Here is a 17,505-nt window from a genome sequence, read left to right on the forward strand (position 1 = left end):
TTGAGCGCATGTGTAGCTCTGGGTGCCACACATGTGCAGGCAATCGCTGAATTTGTGCAGATGTGTAGCTCTGTGAGCCACACATGCGCACCAATCGCTGAATTTGTGCAGATGTGTAGCTCTACGAACCACACATTTGCGGCAATCGCTGAATGTGAGCAGTTGTGTAGCTCTACGAACCACATTTGTGGAGGGAATCTGGTGGAAATCGCAACAAAGCACAACAGTACATCTAAAAGGGGGCGAAATCAGCAGCTATATCGGAGCAAAACCCTCAATACCTACGCAGGTATACAACATTTACAAATTGGGTATTATAATAAAAATAGTACCTTGACAGTCATAGTAGTGTGCTGTATTATGTGTTTAGGAGAGGTGATCAAATGAGCGAGAACAAAATTACATCCGACCTCCTGCGGGGACATACCGATACGATGATTTTACGGCTCCTTTCCGAATCGGATCGATATGGGTACGAAATCGTCAAGTTAATTGCCGAGCGATCGAGCGGCGAGTATGAGTTAAAGGAAGCGACGATGTACTCCAGTGTCCGGAGGCTTGAGACGGACGGCGATATCGAGTGGTATTGGGGCGATGAATCGCAGGGTGGAAGACGCAAGTATTTTCGAATTACCGCGAAGGGCAAGGACACCTATGTTCAGAACAAAAGCAACTGGGAGTACGCACAGCGTGTACTAGAAAACTTATTATAAGGAGAGTTGATCCTATGAATTCCAAATTAACCAACTATTTGAACGGTGTATTTACGCCCTATGAAGGCGTAAGAAGCGTCTCTGAGCTGAAGGCTGACCTGCATTCCGATTTACAAGAGCGGTACAACGAACTAAGGGCTGAGGGCAAAGACGAAGAAACGGCTTTTAAGCTGACCATTGAGAGTATCGGCGATATCGAGCAAACGATTCTGGAAGTTTCCAACCTCTCCCGCTCTTTGGAGCGGCAGGTACTGACAAACTTTAGCGCGAGCAACCTGCCTCAGAGCGACTTTGCAGGCGTTACGGCACGTAAGGGACAATTTAATGCCAGCGCATTACGCGGCTCCGACTTTGCAGGCGCAGATTTGACCGGCAGCACATTTAAGAGCAGCGACGTTAGCGAAGCTAATTTTGACGGCGCCAATCTGACGGACTGCAGCTTCAACACGCTTGACCTGAGAAATGCAAGCTTCAATAAGTCCATTCTGGTACGTACCAATTTCAGCAAGTCTGGTCTGGATGGCGTTACTTTCACAGGAGTAAGAATGACCGACGTAACCTTTTCGATGACCGATCTCAGAAAAACGGTTTTTGAACGTTGTTTGTTTGATGGGGTTGATTTCAAGTACGCCGATCTGACCGGAAAATCTTTCGAGGGACAGACGTTTGTAGGCGTTAAGTTTGACAAAGCGGCATTGACCGAAGCATCGTTCAAGGGTGCTACATTGAATAATGTATCGTTCCAGCCTGGATTTACGCTAACGAATAAGTACTACCGCATGATCAAAACGATCAGCTTTGACGGCGCAACGATGGATAAGTTGACTTATGCCTCGCTCAAAGGAATGGGAGCCGATTTGTCCAACGTTACAGTTCACTAAGGGAGGAATGAATATGCAAAGCAAAGCGATTCAAGTAAAGGGACTACAGAAATCCTATAAGCAGCTTCAAGTCCTAAAAGGCGTTGATTTCGCGGTGGAGAAGGGCAGTATCTTCGCATTGCTCGGCTCCAACGGCGCGGGTAAAACCACGGTTGTCAAAATTCTCACCACGCTGCTTAAACAAGACAGCGGGACCGCCATCATAAACGGTTTCGATGTTGGCTCCAAACCGGATCATGTACGACAAGCGATAAGTCTAACCGGACAATTCGCGGCCGTAGACGAAATTTTGACCGGACGGGAAAATCTGATCATGATCGCCAAGCTGCGCTACCTCCCAAATCCGCGCCAGATCGCGGATGATCTACTGAAACGCTTCGGCTTGACGGAGGCTGCCGACCGCAAAGTATCCACCTATTCAGGCGGCATGCGTCGAAGGCTTGACATCTCCTTGAGTTTGGTGGGGAAACCTCAAATTATTTTCCTCGACGAACCGACCACCGGGCTTGACCCCGAGGCGCGCATCGAGGTTTGGAAGATAGTGAAGGACCTTGCAAACAGCGGAACCACGGTATTCCTCACCACGCAGTATCTTGATGAAGCAGAGCAGCTTGCCGACCAAATCGCGATTTTGCATGAAGGTAAGATTATTGCTAACGGTACGCTATCGGAGCTCAAAAAGCTGTTCCCGTCGGCAAAGGTGGAATACGTGGAGAAACAGCCTTCGTTAGAAGAGATATTCCTCGCCATAATTGGCAAGAAAGAGGGAGCATAAATGGAGACAGTAAAGAAACATTTTTTCAGCGATCTAAGCATCATGCTCGGACGCTCCATGCGCCATATTACGCGCAGTATGGACACGATCATTTCCGTTACCATTACACCTATTGCACTCATGCTGCTCTTCGTCTATGTATTCGGCGGTGCGATTCAATCCGGCGCAGATAACTATGTGAATTATTTGTTGCCCGGGATACTGCTCATCGCGATTGCCAGCGGAATCGCCTACACGTCCTACCGCTTGTTCATTGATGTACAACGGGGCATATTTGAGCGATTTCACTCCATGCCGATTTCACGTTCTACCTTGCTTTGGGGCCATGTGCTAACTTCGCTTGTATCCAACGCCATATCGCTTGTCGTCATCATCATTGTCGCGTTGATTATGGGCTTTCGTTCCTCAGCCGGGGTACTAGACTGGCTTGCCGTAGTAGGCATACTCGCACTATTTACGCTAGCCTTAACCTGGGTCGCGGCTATTGCCGGACTATCCGCTAAATCGGTCGATGGTGCCAGCGCCTTCTCCTACCCGATTATCTTCCTGCCATTCATCAGTTCAGCATTCGTGCCGACAGAAACAATGCCTAAAGTTATTCGTGCATTCGCCGAGAACCAACCCGTAACTTCAATCGTTGCAGCCATCCGCTCATTGCTTTCAGGCCAGCCGGTGGGGAACGATATTTGGGTCGCGCTAGCATGGTGTCTTGGTATTCTGCTCGTAGCTTATTTCTTTGCAATGAAGGTATATAAGAATCGATTCTGACCGGTCGAATCACGATCATAGGTCGAAATCAAGCTGCCGGCACTATGACCGGCAGCTTGTTCTGTTATTTGGAAGTGGACCGGTTCAGGGGGACGGGTGCTTTTCCAGCGCCATTTTGGTAAAATGGTTTAGATTGCGCTTGAGCCAGGATATGGCACATGAAACTGCTGCAGAAAGATGGAGGCTACACAATGAGAATAGATGGACGTCAGGCAAACGAGCTGCGGCCGGTTACGATTACAATGAATCCCAATAAATATGCGGAAGGTTCGGTGCTGATTGAGTTCGGCGACACGAAGGTGCTCTGCACTGCTTCGACCGAGGAACGCGTTCCGCCTTTCATGAAAGGGCAAGGCAAAGGCTGGATCAACGCGGAATATTCCATGCTGCCACGCGCCACGCAAGTCCGCAATCAACGGGAATCGGCCAGAGGGAAACTGACGGGCCGTACGATGGAGATCCAGCGTTTGATCGGCCGCGCACTGCGTTCGGTTGTGGATTTACATGCGCTGGGTGAGCGTACGATTACACTGGATTGCGATGTTCTTCAAGCAGACGGTGGAACACGTACAACGTCGATTACCGGGGCGTTCGTAGCACTAGCCCTGGCTGTACATAAGATAAACAGCAATAATGAGTTTGCCAAATACCCGCTCACAGATTTTCTCGCGTCGGTTAGTGTAGGCGTGATCGGCGAGCGCACGCTGCTTGACCTCAACTATGAAGAGGACTCCAAAGCGAAGGTCGATATGAATGTTGTCATGACCGGGGCAGGGAAATTCGTAGAGGTGCAGGGAACAGGTGAGGAGTCGCCGTTCTCGCGTGAAGAGTTTAACGAGCTTCTGGCCAGCGCTGAAGAAGGAATCGCGAGCTTGATTGCGAAACAGCGGGACGCGCTTGGCTTAATGGGCAGCCGGATCGGGAATCCGAAAGCATGAAGCAGGGCGATACGGTAGTTGTAGCGACCAAAAATGCCGGCAAGGTACGTGAGTTCGCGCATGCGTTCGGCAAGCTTGGCATGCAAGTCGTTAGCATGTTCGATTACCCGAATCTGCCGGATGTGGTGGAGGACGGAGTAACCTTCGCGGAGAATGCCCGCAAGAAAGCGAAGACAGTTGCCGAAGCACTTGGACTGCCTGTGCTTGCGGATGATTCCGGTCTTCAAGTTTCCCGGCTCGGCGGTGAGCCCGGCGTGTACTCTGCGCGATACTCGGGTGAAGGTGCGACAGATACTCGCAATAACGAGAAGCTGCTGCAGGAGCTGGCTCGTCTTACAGAGGGCGAAGCGGAGCTGGAGCGGCTCGCGGATGGAACGAAGCTGCTAAGCGAAGCGAATTTTATATGCACGTTGGCGTTATATGATCCTGCTGCAGCAGTCTTTATGGAAAGTGAAGGCTTGGTTGACGGATATATCATGGACAGGCCAAGAGGGAACGGCGGCTTCGGTTATGATCCGTTGTTTTATTTGAAATCGCAAAACAAAGGAATGGCAGAGCTGACGACAGAAGAGAAGCAGGCGATCAGCCACCGCGGTAAAGCGCTCGCGGAACTGTTGAATAAGCTGGCATCGAACGACTAGCAGCTGCGTTCCGATATATCCGCTCAATATAGAGTCCGCAAATTAGCAATTAGCGGGCTCTTTTTCTTGTGCTGTTATCCAATGAAAAGGCTGTCTCCTAAGCGTGCGGTCGCACACTTAGGAGACAGCCTCTTATTTCAGAACATTAGCGAATCACTACCTTGTATTCCCTCAGCCACATATCTACCTGCAGCAGGTAAGCGAACAGCTGTGGTCCTGACATTAATTGACCAAACCATGGCAGATTGCTGCTGGCGGCTTCGGATTCCGCAAGCTCCCGAATCTTCTTCACATTGATGAGCTGCAGCAGTGGGGAGGTGCCTTCATGGATGATCTCCAGCACCTGCTTGCGAACCGCATTGAGATAGTTCGGGTTATGCGTTTTCGGATAAGGGCTTTTCTTCCGATAGAGCACATCATGAGGCAATACGCCTTCAAGCGCCATACGGAGAATCCCTTTCTCCCGGTCCCCGGCTGTTTTGATCGCCCACGGTATGTTGTAAACATACTCCACGAGCCTGTGATCGCAATAGGGAACACGTACTTCAAGGCCAACCGCCATGCTCATCCGGTCTTTGCGGTCAAGCAGCGTCGGCATGAATCGAGTGATGTTCAGATAAGACATTTGACGCATTTTGCGAGCTGCGGCATCTTCGCCGGCCAGATGCGGTACTTCGGCTATGGCATCCGAATAACGATCCCCAAGGTAGTCTAACGGTCGAATCCATGCGGCCACGTCCTGCGAGAGCAAGTCGGCTCTCATGCCTGCCGCAAGTGACCATGGGAACGTGCCTGCATTCAGCGCTTCCTCGCGGTGGAACCATGGATATCCGCCGAAGATTTCATCCGCCGCTTCACCGGAAATCGCAACGGTTGCTTCCTTCTTGATTTCGCGGCAGAAGAGCAGCAGGGAAGAGTCCACATCCGCCATTCCCGGCATATCGCGCGCATGCATCGCTTCACGCAGCGACGCAACCAGCTCAGGCGTATCAAAGACCATGGAATGATGAATCGTGCCCAGATGAGTAGTCATCCGTTCGATCCATGGCGCATCGGCATTCGGCTGGAACGCATGGGCTTTAAAGTGTTTATCGTTATCTACATAATCGACGGAGAACGTATGGACGACGCCTTGCCCCGTTTCATTGTAGTAATTGACCGCGAGTGAAGTGAGTGCGCTGGAGTCTAATCCACCTGAGAGCAGCGTACATAGCGGCACATCGGATACGAGTTGTCGCTCTACCGTATCTTTCAACAGATCGCCGACTGTTTTGGCCGTCTCCTGCACGGTTTCGGTATGAGGCTTGCTTTCCAATTTCCAATAGGTGCGGACGCTTAAGCCGGCACGGCTATAGATAGCGCAGTGTCCCGGCAGCAGCTCACCGATATCGCGGTAGACACCGACCCCCGGCGTACGCGCAGGTCCGACGATAAAGATCTCGGCCAAACCTTCCGGTCCAACCTCCGGTTTGACGGCAGGATGTTGGAGCAGTGCCTTCGGCTCGGAGCCGAATATGAACCGTCCCAGCTGTTTCGCATAGAAGAACGGTTTAACGCCGAGTCTGTCTCTGGCGATGAACAGATGCTGCTCCTTGGAATCCCATAAGGCAAATGCGAAGATTCCATTAAATTTCTCCACACAAGAAGGGCCCCATTCCATGTAGGCAACGAGCAATACCTCCGTGTCGCAGGTAGTTGTAAACCGTCTGCCCCTGCTTTCGAGCTCGCGCTTCAGTTCCGGTGCGTTATACAGCTCCCCGTTATAAACAAGGACATACGAATCGTCATCAGACGTACGAACCATCGGTTGTGCACCGTTCGCAGGATCGATAACGGAGAGTCTCCGGTGGCCAAGCGCACAATGCGGCGAGATCCAGGTTCCCGATGCATCCGGGCCGCGGTTTGCCAGCGTTCCGGTCATTTTCTCGAGAGTGATGGATTGTTTTGTCAGGTCATCGGTCCAGTCGATCCAGCCCGTGAATCCACACATGGTGCTCATTCCTTTCTCTTAGAGCTTCAAACAGCGATACTATGATGGTTATGCGAAAAATATGGATAAAATGTCTGTCCGTGGGGGGATGCTAGAGCAATGAAGGAGGGTGCTTTCGATATGGTCAATGATCACGATGAGTCATTTTACGCACGCAAACCCTATTATGTGTCCGTACAGGCAGGCTCAATATTAGAGGATCCAGAAGCGACTGCATTTGAGTTTGCCGTCACCGCAAATGAAGAAGAATTAAACCGTTTGCAAGAGTTGTTCGAGGAATATGCTTCGATGGATGAAGCACAAGCGGGACAGTATGCTACAACGCCGTTCAGTTCGGCAAGTGATAAGCAAATGAACGCAGGCGTGGACGGCATTCTTCTCGATGTCTATCGGCTATTGTACGAGCTGGGGACGGACGAGACTAAGCATCATATTGCAACGATGGGATTATTTCCAGAGGGGAGTTTGAAATGATCGTGACGGATGCACGCGTTAGACGCGCGGTGAAACGCGAGGGGATGCCCAGCTGTGAAATCGAAGTTCATACCAATGACGCGGGCACGCCTGAATTACTCGCTTATTTTGGCGCTTCACGGGATAACGATTACGATATGATCGCGGTCGTGAAGAACGATGCGAAGACGGAAATCGACTGGTACGACAACAATATGCATAACGCCTTTACCAATGTTACGGATGACTTGTTCGATACGCCGACGATGAAGACGGATTGGGGGGAGCGGGAGTCATTCAAGGAACAGGTGCTGTCGTTCCCGGGGATTCGAGCGGAGATCGGCCGATTGATGGATTGGTCCTAATGCTGTAAAATGCTGCCTCTTTCCTATGCACCCATGGTACAATGTAAGCATAATTGACAAACCATACCACGTAGTCCAAGTGAGGGAGGCGAGGCAGCCTTATGGGAACAACCTTGGTACGAAATGCAACCATTGTCACCATGAATAAACAGGACGAAATTGTAGTAGGCGATGTATTGTTCAAGGATGATGTCATTGTCTCTGTTGGCGGCCAAATTACGAGCGGCTACGATGTCGCTTCGACGACGGTCGTAGAAGCCAAAGGAAGGCTGCTGCTGCCCGGTTTCGTGCAAACGCATATCCATTTGTGTCAGACGTTATTCCGTGGCCGTGCAGACGATATGGCGCTCATGGATTGGCTTCGCACTCGGGTTTGGCCGCTTGAGGCGGCGCATGATGAGGAATCGGTTTATTACTCCGCTATGCTTGGCATCGGGGAATTATTGCGCAGCGGGACAACGACGATTCTCGATATGGAGACGGTGAGCCATACCGACTTTGCCTTCCAGGCCATTGCGAGCAGCGGAATTCGAGCGATCTCGGGCAAAGTGATGATGGATGCCGGCGGTGATGTGCCGGTTGGTTTACAGGAAGATACAAAACGTTCGGTCGAGGAAAGCACGGCGCTGCTGGAGAAGTGGCATGGTTACGACAATGGCCGAATCGGATACGCCTATTGCCCGCGTTTCGTCGTTTCCTGTTCGGAGGAACTTTTGAAAGAGGTGCGGGATTTATCGTTCCACTATCAGGTGCTCGTCCATACCCATGCAGCAGAGAATCGCGAGGAGATCGAGCTGGTTATGCGCCAGCGCGGGATGCGCAACATCGTGTATTTGGATCATATCGGGTTGACCTCGCCGCGACTTGTCCTTGCGCATTGCATCTGGCTCGATGATGAAGAGAAGGATATTCTCAAACGTACGGGAACCAAAATGACCCATTGTCCGGGATCCAATCTGAAGCTGTCATCCGGAATTGCTTTAGTTCCCGAGCTACTGGAGCAGGGCATCGGCATGGGCATTGGTGCGGACGGCGCGCCTTGTAACAATACGCTGGATATGTTTCAGGAGATGCGTTTAACGGCGATGCTGCATAAGGTGCGATGCGGTCCGGAGTCTATGAATGCGCGAACGGTGCTGCGTATGGCAACGATGGGCGGAGCCGAGGCGCTTGGGCTGGATCATCTGATCGGCAGTATCGAACCAGGTAAGAAAGCCGATCTTGTTCTGCTGGATTTGAATGATTTTCATACGTTCCCCTCCTATGATGCGGATCCGTACTCACGGGTTGTCTATGCGGCTTCAAGAGGAAATGTATCCGATGTGTGGGTTGACGGCAAGATGGTTGTGGAACGAGGGAAAGTAAGAACGATCGATAAACGAACGGTGCTGCGCGAGGCGGACCGATCCATAGCGCGACTGTTAAAACGAATCTAGATAAAAGCCGACCGCTGCGTGAACTCGAAATGAGATCACGCAGCGGCCGGCTTTTGTTGGTATGGGCTGATGATTAGCCGTTCACGATCTCGCCGCCATTCACATGAAGGACCTGGCCGCTCATGTAAGAGGAATCTTCGCAAGCGAGATAGACATAGGCAGGTGCAAGCTCTTCGGGTTGTCCTGCTCGTTTCATTGGCGTGTCGGAGCCGAATTTAGCGACTGTCTTCTCATCGAACGTCGATGGAATGAGCGGCGTCCATATTGGCCCCGGTGCTACGGCGTTAACGCGAATGCCTTGAGGAGCAAGATTCATCGCGAGGGAGCGGGTGAAAGCGACCTGGGCCCCTTTGGTCGAGGAATAATCGAGCAAATTAGCACTGCCATGATAAGCGGTTATTGAAGTCGTATTGATGATGGTCGCGCCTTTAGTTAGATGTGGCAAAGCTGCTTGAGTCAGGTAGAACATGCCGAATACATTGGTTTTGAACGTTCGCTCAAGCTGCTGTGGAGTAATAAGCGCAAGCGAATCCTTCGGATGCTGCTCAGCGGCATTGTTCACGACAATATCGAGGCCTCCCAATTGCGAGGTCGTATCATAAATGACCTTCTTGCAAAACTCAGGATCCCCGATATCGCCGGCGATCGTCAAGCATTTTCGGCCTAACCCCTCAATTAATCCTCGTATCTCACTCGCATCGCCATCTTCGTCTAAATAGACGATCGCGACATCCGCGCCTTCCTTGGCGTACATAAGTGCGACCGCACGGCCGATCCCGCTGTCTCCTCCGGTAATAACGGCAACCTTGCCCGAAAGCTTGCCTGCTGCTTTATAAGCCGGCGACTCAAATTGTGGGCGAGGGGTCATCTCGCTTTCAAGCCCGGGCTGGCGATTCTGATGCTGCGGTGGGAACGACGTCGGTCTTTGTGGTGCTTGCTGATTGGATGGCATTTTGTTAACCACTCCTTTCCAAGGAGTAGTTTGCGTCATTACAACAGTGTTGATTCGGCTTTCTGTTTACCTGCTGAGACATTGAGCAAATAGTCGGTGAATTGATGCAGCTGATGCAATAGAACACCGTTCTGCTGATCCAGCAGTTTAACGGCGTTACCGCTGACAAGACCTTCACGGGATAACATCGCCGTTTGCTTCAAGTACAGCGCGCCGCCTTCAGGGAAGACGCCGAATGTGCCGAGCGGGAGCTGGATGTTGAGGATGCTGATCGCCTTAAGCAGCTCCGCTTCATGATCTTTCGAAGTTTGATGAGCCAGCACAGCGAAGGATTGGAAGAGATACACACCTTCCTGATTCAGCTCTTGCAGCCCAGGCAGGAAACTCATCTCCAGGTCGATGTTCGCTTCGTGCTCTCCGATTTCCGTGAAACGGATAATGAGGGAGGTGTAAGGCGCTTCTTCTGTCGGCCCCATCAGTTTGGAGGTGATGCCAATATTCTCATAGAAACGAAGCGTCCGCTTCAAGTAATCGATACTGATCACGTCTTCTTGCAAGGACATGCGGGTCAGTCTCCTTTGTTAGTTATGCAGTTTCTTCGCAATCATTTCTTTCGTTGGTTTCTGTTTGGCGCTGTCAACGCGAAGCCCGATGCTCTCGATGATCGACTTGCTGTCCGCATCGTCGCCGCGCACGCCGCTTTCAAACAGCATACCTGCCAGATCCGTCACGATTTGGGCATAACACTGGTCTACGCTGTTAAAGCCTTTCTCTTCGATAAGCTGCTGCCTAACTTTATCTTTGCCCGCTTTCTCATTCTCAGGCTTCTTCATCGCGTCATCGACCTTAAGAACGCGATCGACGAACGATTCTTTCCGTTTATATTTCTTGTAAAATTTCACGATCGCCGCAACGCCGCCGAGAATCGCAGCGAGTGCGATCAGGATCGGGCCGGCAGGCGAAGCGGCTGCGATTAAGAGTGCGGCGCCGCCTGCGACCATTAGCGCGCCTTTGACGGCTGTCGCTTTGTTCTTTTCTTTGTTCATTTCCTGCGTTGAACCGCCAAGGTTAGCGGCATGGCCGAGATCAGTGGCACGCGTATCGCTGGCCTGTTTCATTTTGTCTTCCATCTCATGCAGGTTCTTGGCGTTCTTCTTGTTCTCACGGTAACCGGCAACGCCGCTGACCATATAGGCCGCGCCGCCAACGATGCCAGCCGCACCGGCAGCAACGGTTGCTCCGGCGTTCAGCCCCATGTCCGCAACCGTACGGACACTATTCACGGTACCGGCGCTGAAACGTGCCAGATCGGCGGCGCCTGCGCCGCCTTCTCCTATGACTTGCTGTGCTTTGCCAGTATTGCTTAACGATTCATCATAGTTATCGGTTGCATTGTAGATCTGGGAGATCGAAGCTAGGCCGCTTAGTGCACCTGCCGCGGGTCCGATTCCTTCCGCTACAGGCAAGGCGTCCTTCGCCCCTAATCCGGCGCTAATGGTAGCCGAACCGCCGGCACCGCCTGTAGAAGCCGAAGTGCCAATTGCAGCGTAGCCGAGATAGTCCTTGTCCGTATCTGCATTGTAGTTCTTCGTATCGGTCTTGCTGGCATCGCGAGAGAAAACCGAAAACTTATCCCAATCGACGGATTTACTGATGATACCTTTGACCATCGTTTTCTTCACTGTATCCAGGTCAACGAATCGTTTGCTAGCTCCGTTCATCGCACGAATCGCAGACATTTTCTGTTCCGGCGTCAAGGCGTCGAAGTAGGCGAAGAGAGCGGATTTCTTTTCTTTCGTGGACTGCTCTTTCAGCCAGTTATAGACCTCGCTGTATCCTGCCTTGCCCTTCAAATTGGCGGGGATCGGCGGTGGAGTGAAGGCTGCTGGAGCGGCAGCCGCAGCCGGAGCTGATGGTGCGGCAGGGGCTGCAGGACTGGCCGGTGCGCTTGCGGTAACGGTTGGAGCTGTTACCGGCGCGGCGGCCGCTTCTTGCGCTTGTTGTTCCGGCGCTGCCGGGGCAGGTGCTTGAGTAGGCGCTTGTGTCGCAGGCATTGTAGAAGAAGCCGGACTATTGACTCGGTCAGGTCTGCCCATCCGAGCTGCGCCGGTTTGACGCATAATCGTTCTTTTGCCTGATTGCATCATCTGCAGCACGGCTTGGTTGCCGGATGCGCGCTGCATTTGTAGAAGCTTTCCGGGTTCCGATTCGCTTTCTCGGCTGTTAGCTGGCGAGGCTGCTGCTCGGCTGCTCTGCTCGGCGCTTTCACGCTGGATGGGTGAAGCGGTTTTACGCGTATGGCGATTTGATTCGGCAAATGAGCTCATTTCGACAGCCTCCGACATTGAAAGTCATTATTCGCTAGAATGATAGACTAATAGTACCACATTTTGAGAGAAATCACGGGAATAATTGAAGGCGCTATTTAAGCATTTAATGAGGGGATATGGCATTCTAACGAACTGGCGAAGGGAGAGAGGGGCGTACGGAGGGATTCCATAATTCCAAAGCATTGTAGCTCGAAGGACGCTGAAGCGTCCTTCAAAAGCTGAAATAACAAAAAAAGCCTCCCGGAAAATGTGCCGAAGCACAATTCAACAGGAGGCTGTAATTAATGAAGCAGTGTCTGAAACGCTTGGTATAAATGGCGTCCCAGGAGGGATTCGAACCCCCGACAACACGCTTAGAAGGCGTGTGCTCTATCCAACTGAGCTACTGGGACACGTAAGAAGTAGTATATCACGGAGTGTTCCGGTAGTGCAACTACTTTTTTTTGAAAGGAATAAATCTAAAGCAGATGAAGGGAATACTCGGAATTCTTCCCGAATTCCTAACCGGATGGTTATATGTAAATCATGGAGCGGGTGAAGGGAATCGAACCCTCGCCTCAAGCTTGGGAAGCTGGCGTTCTGCCATTGAACTACACCCGCACAGAAAAAACAAAGTAGACAAATAATAGCACAGGCTAAAATGGAAATCAACAGCAGAGAGTGATATAATCGAAATCTAACTGTACATAATACGCATTTCTGCAGGCAGTTTGACTGATAAGGCGGTGATTCTATTACAACCTCAGGCCCCTCGCAGGGTGATAACAGAGAGAATGTATATTTGTTTCCGAATATGCTGGATCAATATCAGAACCAACTGACGCGCATGCTCGAATCCGAACAATATGGAGAAGCTAAGGGACTGCTTCGTTTCTTGCTGAATTGCCAGGGCGAAGAGAAGCGTCACTACGAAGAATGGACCAATTTATTATCATGGCTTGATGTTGCTTTTCCGGGCTATGGAGACTCGAACGACAGCATACATACGGATTCAACTGAACCAGAGGGCGATGAGGAGACACTTCGCCGGGAGGCCTTGACTTCCGGTGAGCACGATGAAGCTTACGTGCAGCAGGTTCTTTATATCATGCAGCATCATCCCGTTGCCGATCAGCAAATTTTGGCATTGGAGCGGGCTGCATATCTCAAGCATCCCAGTGTGGATGAAGCAATCATTACGTGGCTGACGAGAACGGATTTGCATCCTGCCCTTCAATTCAAGGCGCTGCAATCCTTGAAGAAGCGCGGTGTAACCGGAGCCATTAGGTTGGATCGACTTGGGGAGCAGGTGGATCTCGAGATCGAAGCGACTCCGCTTTCGATGGATGATTTTCCGCCGGTGGTTACAAGGGTCGTAGAACGGGTAGAATCGGTAACAGAGGTACAGGAAGCATCGATGCCCCATTTTGCAAGAGAGCTGTGGAAAGAGTGCTTGCAATGCTTATACGGCACGACGGCATACAGCCGGCTGCTATCTGACGACGATGAGACTGTGGATTGCTACTCAGCTGCACTCCATCAAGTGCTTGAACTGTCACTTTATGGCAGAGTAGATGACGACGATGTGCGGGAAACTTACGGGATTACCGATGCTCTACGGTTCCGTTATGAGCAGGCTTGCAGGTCGTTACGGCAAATCGCGCAATTAAAATTGGACGGTGATGGTGGCTAGTCTTGAAATTAATGAAAATGTTGATTATAATAGAATGGTTTATTACGGGTAAGATCTGACGCAGAAGCGTTATTTAATTTGGAGGGGAAAGCATAACATGACAGCAACTTGGGAAAAAATAGACAAGAATCTTGTCTCCATCAACGTAGAGGTTGAGGCAGGACAAGTTAATGAAGCGATTGACAAGGCATTTAAGAAGGTCGTTCAGAAAGTAAACGTACCTGGTTTCCGTAAAGGTAAAGTACCGCGGGGTATCTTCGAGAAGCGTTTCGGAATCGAAAGCTTGTACCAAGATGCAATCGACATTTTGCTTCCTGACACGTATGCAGCGGCACTGAAAGAAACTGGTGTTATTCCGGTTGATCGTCCTGACATCGATGTTGAGCAATTCGCGAAAGACCAAACATTCAAGTATGTTGCAAAAGTAACTGTTAAGCCGGAAGTTGAGCTTGGCGAGTACAAAGGCATCGAAATTCCTTCTGCTGAAGCAGTAGTGACAGAAGAAGAAATTACAGCTGAACTTACTCGTCTGCAACAACGTCACGCTGAGTTGAACGTGATCGAAGAAGGCGCAGCTGAGAACGGCGACACTGCAGTAATCGACTTTGACGGTTATGTTGACGGTGTAGCGTTCGATGGCGGCAAGAGCGAGCGTCATTCCCTTGAGCTTGGTTCCGGTGCGTTCATCCCAGGATTCGAAGATCAAGTTATCGGTATGGCTACTGGCGACTTCAAGGATATCGAAATTACGTTCCCTGAGGAATACCATGCGGCACACCTTGCTGGCAAACCTGCAGTATTCAAAGTGAAACTTCACGAAATCAAACGTAAGAGCCTGCCGGCACTTGACGATGAGTTCGCGAAAGACGTAAGCGAGTTCGATACTCTTGAAGAGTACAAGCAAGATCTGGCAACAAAGCTTGCTGACAGAAAAGCAAAAGAAAACGAAGCAGCTCGTGAAACAGCGGTCGTTGAGAAAGCAGCTGAAGCGGCTGTCGTTGAAATTCCAGACGCAATGGTTGAATCCGAAACTTCGTTCATGCTTCGCGATTTCGAGAATCGTCTTCGTCAACAAGGCATGAACTTGGATCTGTACTACCAGTTCTCCGGTCAAGACGAAGCAGCTCTTCGCACTCAAATGCACGCTGACGCAATCAAACGCGTTCGCAACAACCTTGTTCTTGAGCAAATTGCGAAGAACGAAGGCATCACTGCCGGTGAAGAAGATCTGAACGAAGAGCTTGAGAAACTTGCGAAACAATACAGCCGTACGGCTGAAGAGCTTCGTTCGATTTTCACAGCTAACGGTAACTTGGAAAACATCCAAGAAGATCTTGTACTGCGCAAAACAATCAAGTTCTTGCTTGACAACAGCAAAACAGCTCCAGTAGTTGCATAAGAAATGAAACGATAAGGCACGTATTTACGTGCCTTATTTTATCCTCATCGCGGCTTCGCGGCATGCGGCAGGAACCGAAACATACATATGTATTTACCCTTATCGTATAATGTAATAGTCAGAAAAATGACATTACAACTGGAACATGTTAAAATAAGAACGGATTAGAAGAAAAAGCTTTCGGCGCTAGACGTTGCCGCGGTGAATATCTTCAAAAAGTCGATTACGAAAGAAGGTTGATCGCATGAATCTGGTGCCTATGGTCGTTGAGCAAACGAATCGGGGAGAACGTTCTTACGACATCTACTCCCGCTTATTGAAGGATCGGATTATTTTTCTAGGAAGTGCGATCGACGACGATGTTGCCAACGCCGTCATTGCGCAATTGCTATTCCTTGCAGCCGATGACCCGGAGAAGGACATCCATCTGTACATTAACTCGCCCGGCGGTTCGGTTACCGCGGGAATGGGTATTTATGATACGATGCAGTTTATCAAGCCGGACGTTTCTACGATCTGCGTAGGCTTGGCTGCCAGCATGGGTTCACTTCTGCTTACGGCAGGAGCCAAAGGCAAGCGTTTCGCGCTGCCAAACGCTGAAGTTATGATCCATCAGCCTCTTGGCGGAGTTCGTGGTCAAGCTTCGGATATTAAGATTCACGCGGATTGGATTCTGAAGACCAAACAGAAGCTCAACCAAATTTTAGTGGATCGTACAGGTCAGCCTTATGAAAGAATCGATCGCGATACGGATCGTGACTATTTCATGAGTGCTGAAGAGGCGTTGAATTACGGTCTGATCGATAAGGTCGTAAACTCTCTGTAATTCGCGCGAATCAACAAGAAGGGGTGAAAACTCATGTTCAAATTTAACGACGAGAAGGGCCAGTTGAAATGTTCGTTCTGCGGCAAATCGCAAGATCAAGTTCGCAAACTCGTAGCCGGACCTGGCGTCTATATATGTGATGAATGTATCGAACTGTGTACGGAGATCGTTGAAGAAGAGCTCGGTCATGAAGAAGAGCTGGATCTGAAAGATATTCCGAAACCGCGCGATATTCGCAACATCTTAGACCAATACGTTATTGGTCAAGAACAAGCGAAGAAGTCGCTTTCTGTAGCGGTTTACAACCACTACAAACGCGTAAACTCGCAGAATAAACTTGAAGATGTAGAACTGCAGAAGAGTAATATCTTGCTTGTAGGTCCTACAGGTTCAGGTAAAACACTTCTTGCTCAAACCATGGCCAAAATTTTGAACGTTCCGTTTGCTATCGCGGATGCGACTTCCCTTACGGAAGCCGGTTATGTCGGTGAAGACGTTGAGAATATTTTGCTCAAATTGATTCAAGCAGCAGACTACGATGTAGAGAAAGCTGAACGCGGCATCATCTACATCGATGAGATTGATAAAGTAGCGCGCAAATCCGAGAACCCGTCGATTACACGCGACGTTTCCGGTGAAGGCGTACAGCAAGCGCTCCTCAAAATTCTTGAAGGCACTGTTGCTTCCGTTCCACCGCAAGGCGGCCGCAAGCACCCGCATCAAGAATTTATTCAAATCGATACAACAAACATCTTGTTCATTTGCGGCGGTGCTTTCGATGGTCTTGAGCAGCTGATCAAACGCCGGATTGGCAAGAAAGTTATCGGATTTAACGCGGCCGGAGACGGTCAGAAGGATCTGAAACCGGGTGAATATTTGTCGATGGTACTTCCGGAAGACTTGCTCAAATTCGGACTTATTCCGGAGTTTGTCGGCCGTTTGCCTGTCATATCGACACTAGAGCCGCTTGATGAGAGCGCCCTTGTCCGTATCCTCTCCGAGCCGAAGAACGCGCTCGTGAAGCAGTATCAGAAGCTGCTTGAGATGGACAATGTGAAGCTCGAATTCGAAGCTGCAGCACTTGATGCAATCGCGAAAGAAGCGATTAAGCGTAATACAGGTGCTCGTGGTTTGAGAGCGATCATTGAAGGGCTGATGCTTGACGTGATGTACGAAGTACCTTCACGTGACGATGTAAGCAGCTGTCTGATTACAGAGAAGGTCGTTCAAGACCGGATCATGCCTGAGCTTGTTTCCAAGAAGGGCAAGAAGAAGGAAGAAAGCGCCTGATCCAATAAATAACACCTCAAATGCTTCCACCCTTGCGGCGCGGCAACGCTAATCGCAAGGGTGGACTTTGACGTTC

General features: G+C 50.4%; 17 protein-coding genes and 2 tRNA genes. 13 read left to right on the forward strand and 6 right to left on the reverse strand.

What is annotated here, in order from left to right:
- The first annotated feature begins 383 nt into the window (after positions 1-383).
- From AC50Y3_RS00980 to rdgB, 6 genes are all read left to right on the forward strand, one after another.
- On the forward strand, positions 384-713 hold the full coding sequence (locus AC50Y3_RS00980) for a PadR family transcriptional regulator (protein WP_494816918.1): 330 nt from the start codon (positions 384-386) through the stop codon (positions 711-713).
- Between the two features lie 14 nt (positions 714-727).
- Entirely contained in the window at positions 728-1,594 is an 867-nt protein-coding gene (locus AC50Y3_RS00985) for a pentapeptide repeat-containing protein (protein ID WP_494816919.1), read from the forward strand.
- 13 nt (positions 1,595-1,607) lie between these two features.
- Positions 1,608-2,369 (forward strand): ABC transporter ATP-binding protein, encoded by a 762-nt coding sequence (locus AC50Y3_RS00990; RefSeq protein ID WP_494816920.1) that lies wholly within the window; start codon positions 1,608-1,610, stop codon positions 2,367-2,369.
- A complete protein-coding gene (locus AC50Y3_RS00995) occupies positions 2,370-3,137 on the forward strand; it encodes an ABC transporter permease (RefSeq protein ID WP_494816921.1) in 768 nt (255 codons plus the stop codon). It abuts the gene before it with no gap.
- Between the two features lie 191 nt (positions 3,138-3,328).
- Complete coding sequence (gene rph, locus AC50Y3_RS01000) at positions 3,329-4,075, forward strand: ribonuclease PH (RefSeq protein WP_494816922.1); 747 nt, start codon at positions 3,329-3,331, stop codon at positions 4,073-4,075.
- The gene (rdgB, locus tag AC50Y3_RS01005) at positions 4,072-4,716 is read left to right on the forward strand and encodes an RdgB/HAM1 family non-canonical purine NTP pyrophosphatase (protein WP_494816923.1); all 645 of its coding nucleotides are present in this window, start codon (positions 4,072-4,074) and stop codon (positions 4,714-4,716) included. The genes rph and rdgB overlap by 4 nt, the downstream gene beginning before the upstream one ends.
- A 145-nt stretch (positions 4,717-4,861) precedes the next feature.
- Here the strand turns inward: rdgB and asnB are convergent, their stop codons facing one another.
- The gene (asnB, locus tag AC50Y3_RS01010; RefSeq protein ID WP_494817763.1) at positions 4,862-6,706 is read right to left on the reverse strand and encodes an asparagine synthase (glutamine-hydrolyzing); all 1,845 of its coding nucleotides are present in this window, start codon (positions 6,704-6,706) and stop codon (positions 4,862-4,864) included.
- Positions 6,707-6,805: 99 nt separating this feature from the next.
- On the opposite strand from asnB, the gene AC50Y3_RS01015 reads away from it, so the two are divergent.
- The 3 genes from AC50Y3_RS01015 to AC50Y3_RS01025 all read left to right on the forward strand — a co-directional run bounded on the left by AC50Y3_RS01015 (position 6,806) and on the right by AC50Y3_RS01025 (position 8,960).
- Complete coding sequence (locus tag AC50Y3_RS01015) at positions 6,806-7,180, forward strand: hypothetical protein (protein ID WP_494816924.1); 375 nt, start codon at positions 6,806-6,808, stop codon at positions 7,178-7,180.
- Positions 7,177-7,524, forward strand: coding sequence for a hypothetical protein (locus tag AC50Y3_RS01020; RefSeq protein ID WP_494816925.1), 348 nt, complete (start codon positions 7,177-7,179; stop codon positions 7,522-7,524). Before AC50Y3_RS01015 ends, AC50Y3_RS01020 begins: the two co-directional genes overlap by 4 nt.
- A gap of 101 nt (positions 7,525-7,625) precedes the next feature.
- Positions 7,626-8,960, forward strand: a complete 1,335-nt coding sequence (locus AC50Y3_RS01025) for a 5'-deoxyadenosine deaminase (protein WP_494816926.1) — start codon at positions 7,626-7,628, stop codon at positions 8,958-8,960.
- Positions 8,961-9,033: 73 nt separating this feature from the next.
- Here AC50Y3_RS01025 and AC50Y3_RS01030 read toward each other — a convergent pair whose 3' ends face one another.
- The 5 genes from AC50Y3_RS01030 to AC50Y3_RS01050 all read right to left on the reverse strand — a co-directional run bounded on the left by AC50Y3_RS01030 (position 9,034) and on the right by AC50Y3_RS01050 (position 12,842).
- Complete coding sequence (locus AC50Y3_RS01030) at positions 9,034-9,912, reverse strand: SDR family oxidoreductase (protein ID WP_494816927.1); 879 nt, start codon at positions 9,910-9,912, stop codon at positions 9,034-9,036.
- A gap of 38 nt (positions 9,913-9,950) precedes the next feature.
- Complete coding sequence (locus AC50Y3_RS01035) at positions 9,951-10,475, reverse strand: hypothetical protein (RefSeq protein ID WP_494816928.1); 525 nt, start codon at positions 10,473-10,475, stop codon at positions 9,951-9,953.
- A gap of 18 nt (positions 10,476-10,493) precedes the next feature.
- Entirely contained in the window at positions 10,494-12,239 is a 1,746-nt protein-coding gene (locus AC50Y3_RS01040; RefSeq protein ID WP_494816929.1) for a hypothetical protein, read from the reverse strand.
- Positions 12,240-12,557: 318 nt separating this feature from the next.
- Positions 12,558-12,634, reverse strand: a tRNA-Arg gene (locus tag AC50Y3_RS01045).
- Between the two features lie 134 nt (positions 12,635-12,768).
- Positions 12,769-12,842 (reverse strand) — tRNA-Gly (locus tag AC50Y3_RS01050).
- A gap of 181 nt (positions 12,843-13,023) precedes the next feature.
- Here AC50Y3_RS01050 and AC50Y3_RS01055 point away from each other — a divergent pair.
- From AC50Y3_RS01055 to clpX, 4 genes are all read left to right on the forward strand, one after another.
- Complete coding sequence (locus tag AC50Y3_RS01055; RefSeq protein WP_494816930.1) at positions 13,024-13,914, forward strand: hypothetical protein; 891 nt, start codon at positions 13,024-13,026, stop codon at positions 13,912-13,914.
- 97 nt (positions 13,915-14,011) lie between these two features.
- Complete coding sequence (gene tig, locus AC50Y3_RS01060; RefSeq protein WP_494816931.1) at positions 14,012-15,313, forward strand: trigger factor; 1,302 nt, start codon at positions 14,012-14,014, stop codon at positions 15,311-15,313.
- 244 nt (positions 15,314-15,557) lie between these two features.
- Complete coding sequence (gene clpP, locus AC50Y3_RS01065) at positions 15,558-16,139, forward strand: ATP-dependent Clp endopeptidase proteolytic subunit ClpP (protein ID WP_494816932.1); 582 nt, start codon at positions 15,558-15,560, stop codon at positions 16,137-16,139.
- 33 nt (positions 16,140-16,172) lie between these two features.
- Positions 16,173-17,429 (forward strand): ATP-dependent protease ATP-binding subunit ClpX, encoded by a 1,257-nt coding sequence (gene clpX, locus AC50Y3_RS01070; protein WP_494816933.1) that lies wholly within the window; start codon positions 16,173-16,175, stop codon positions 17,427-17,429.
- Positions 17,430-17,505: the final 76 nt, after the last annotated feature.

The sequence above is a fragment of the Paenibacillus sp. J22R98 genome (assembly GCF_059383835.1).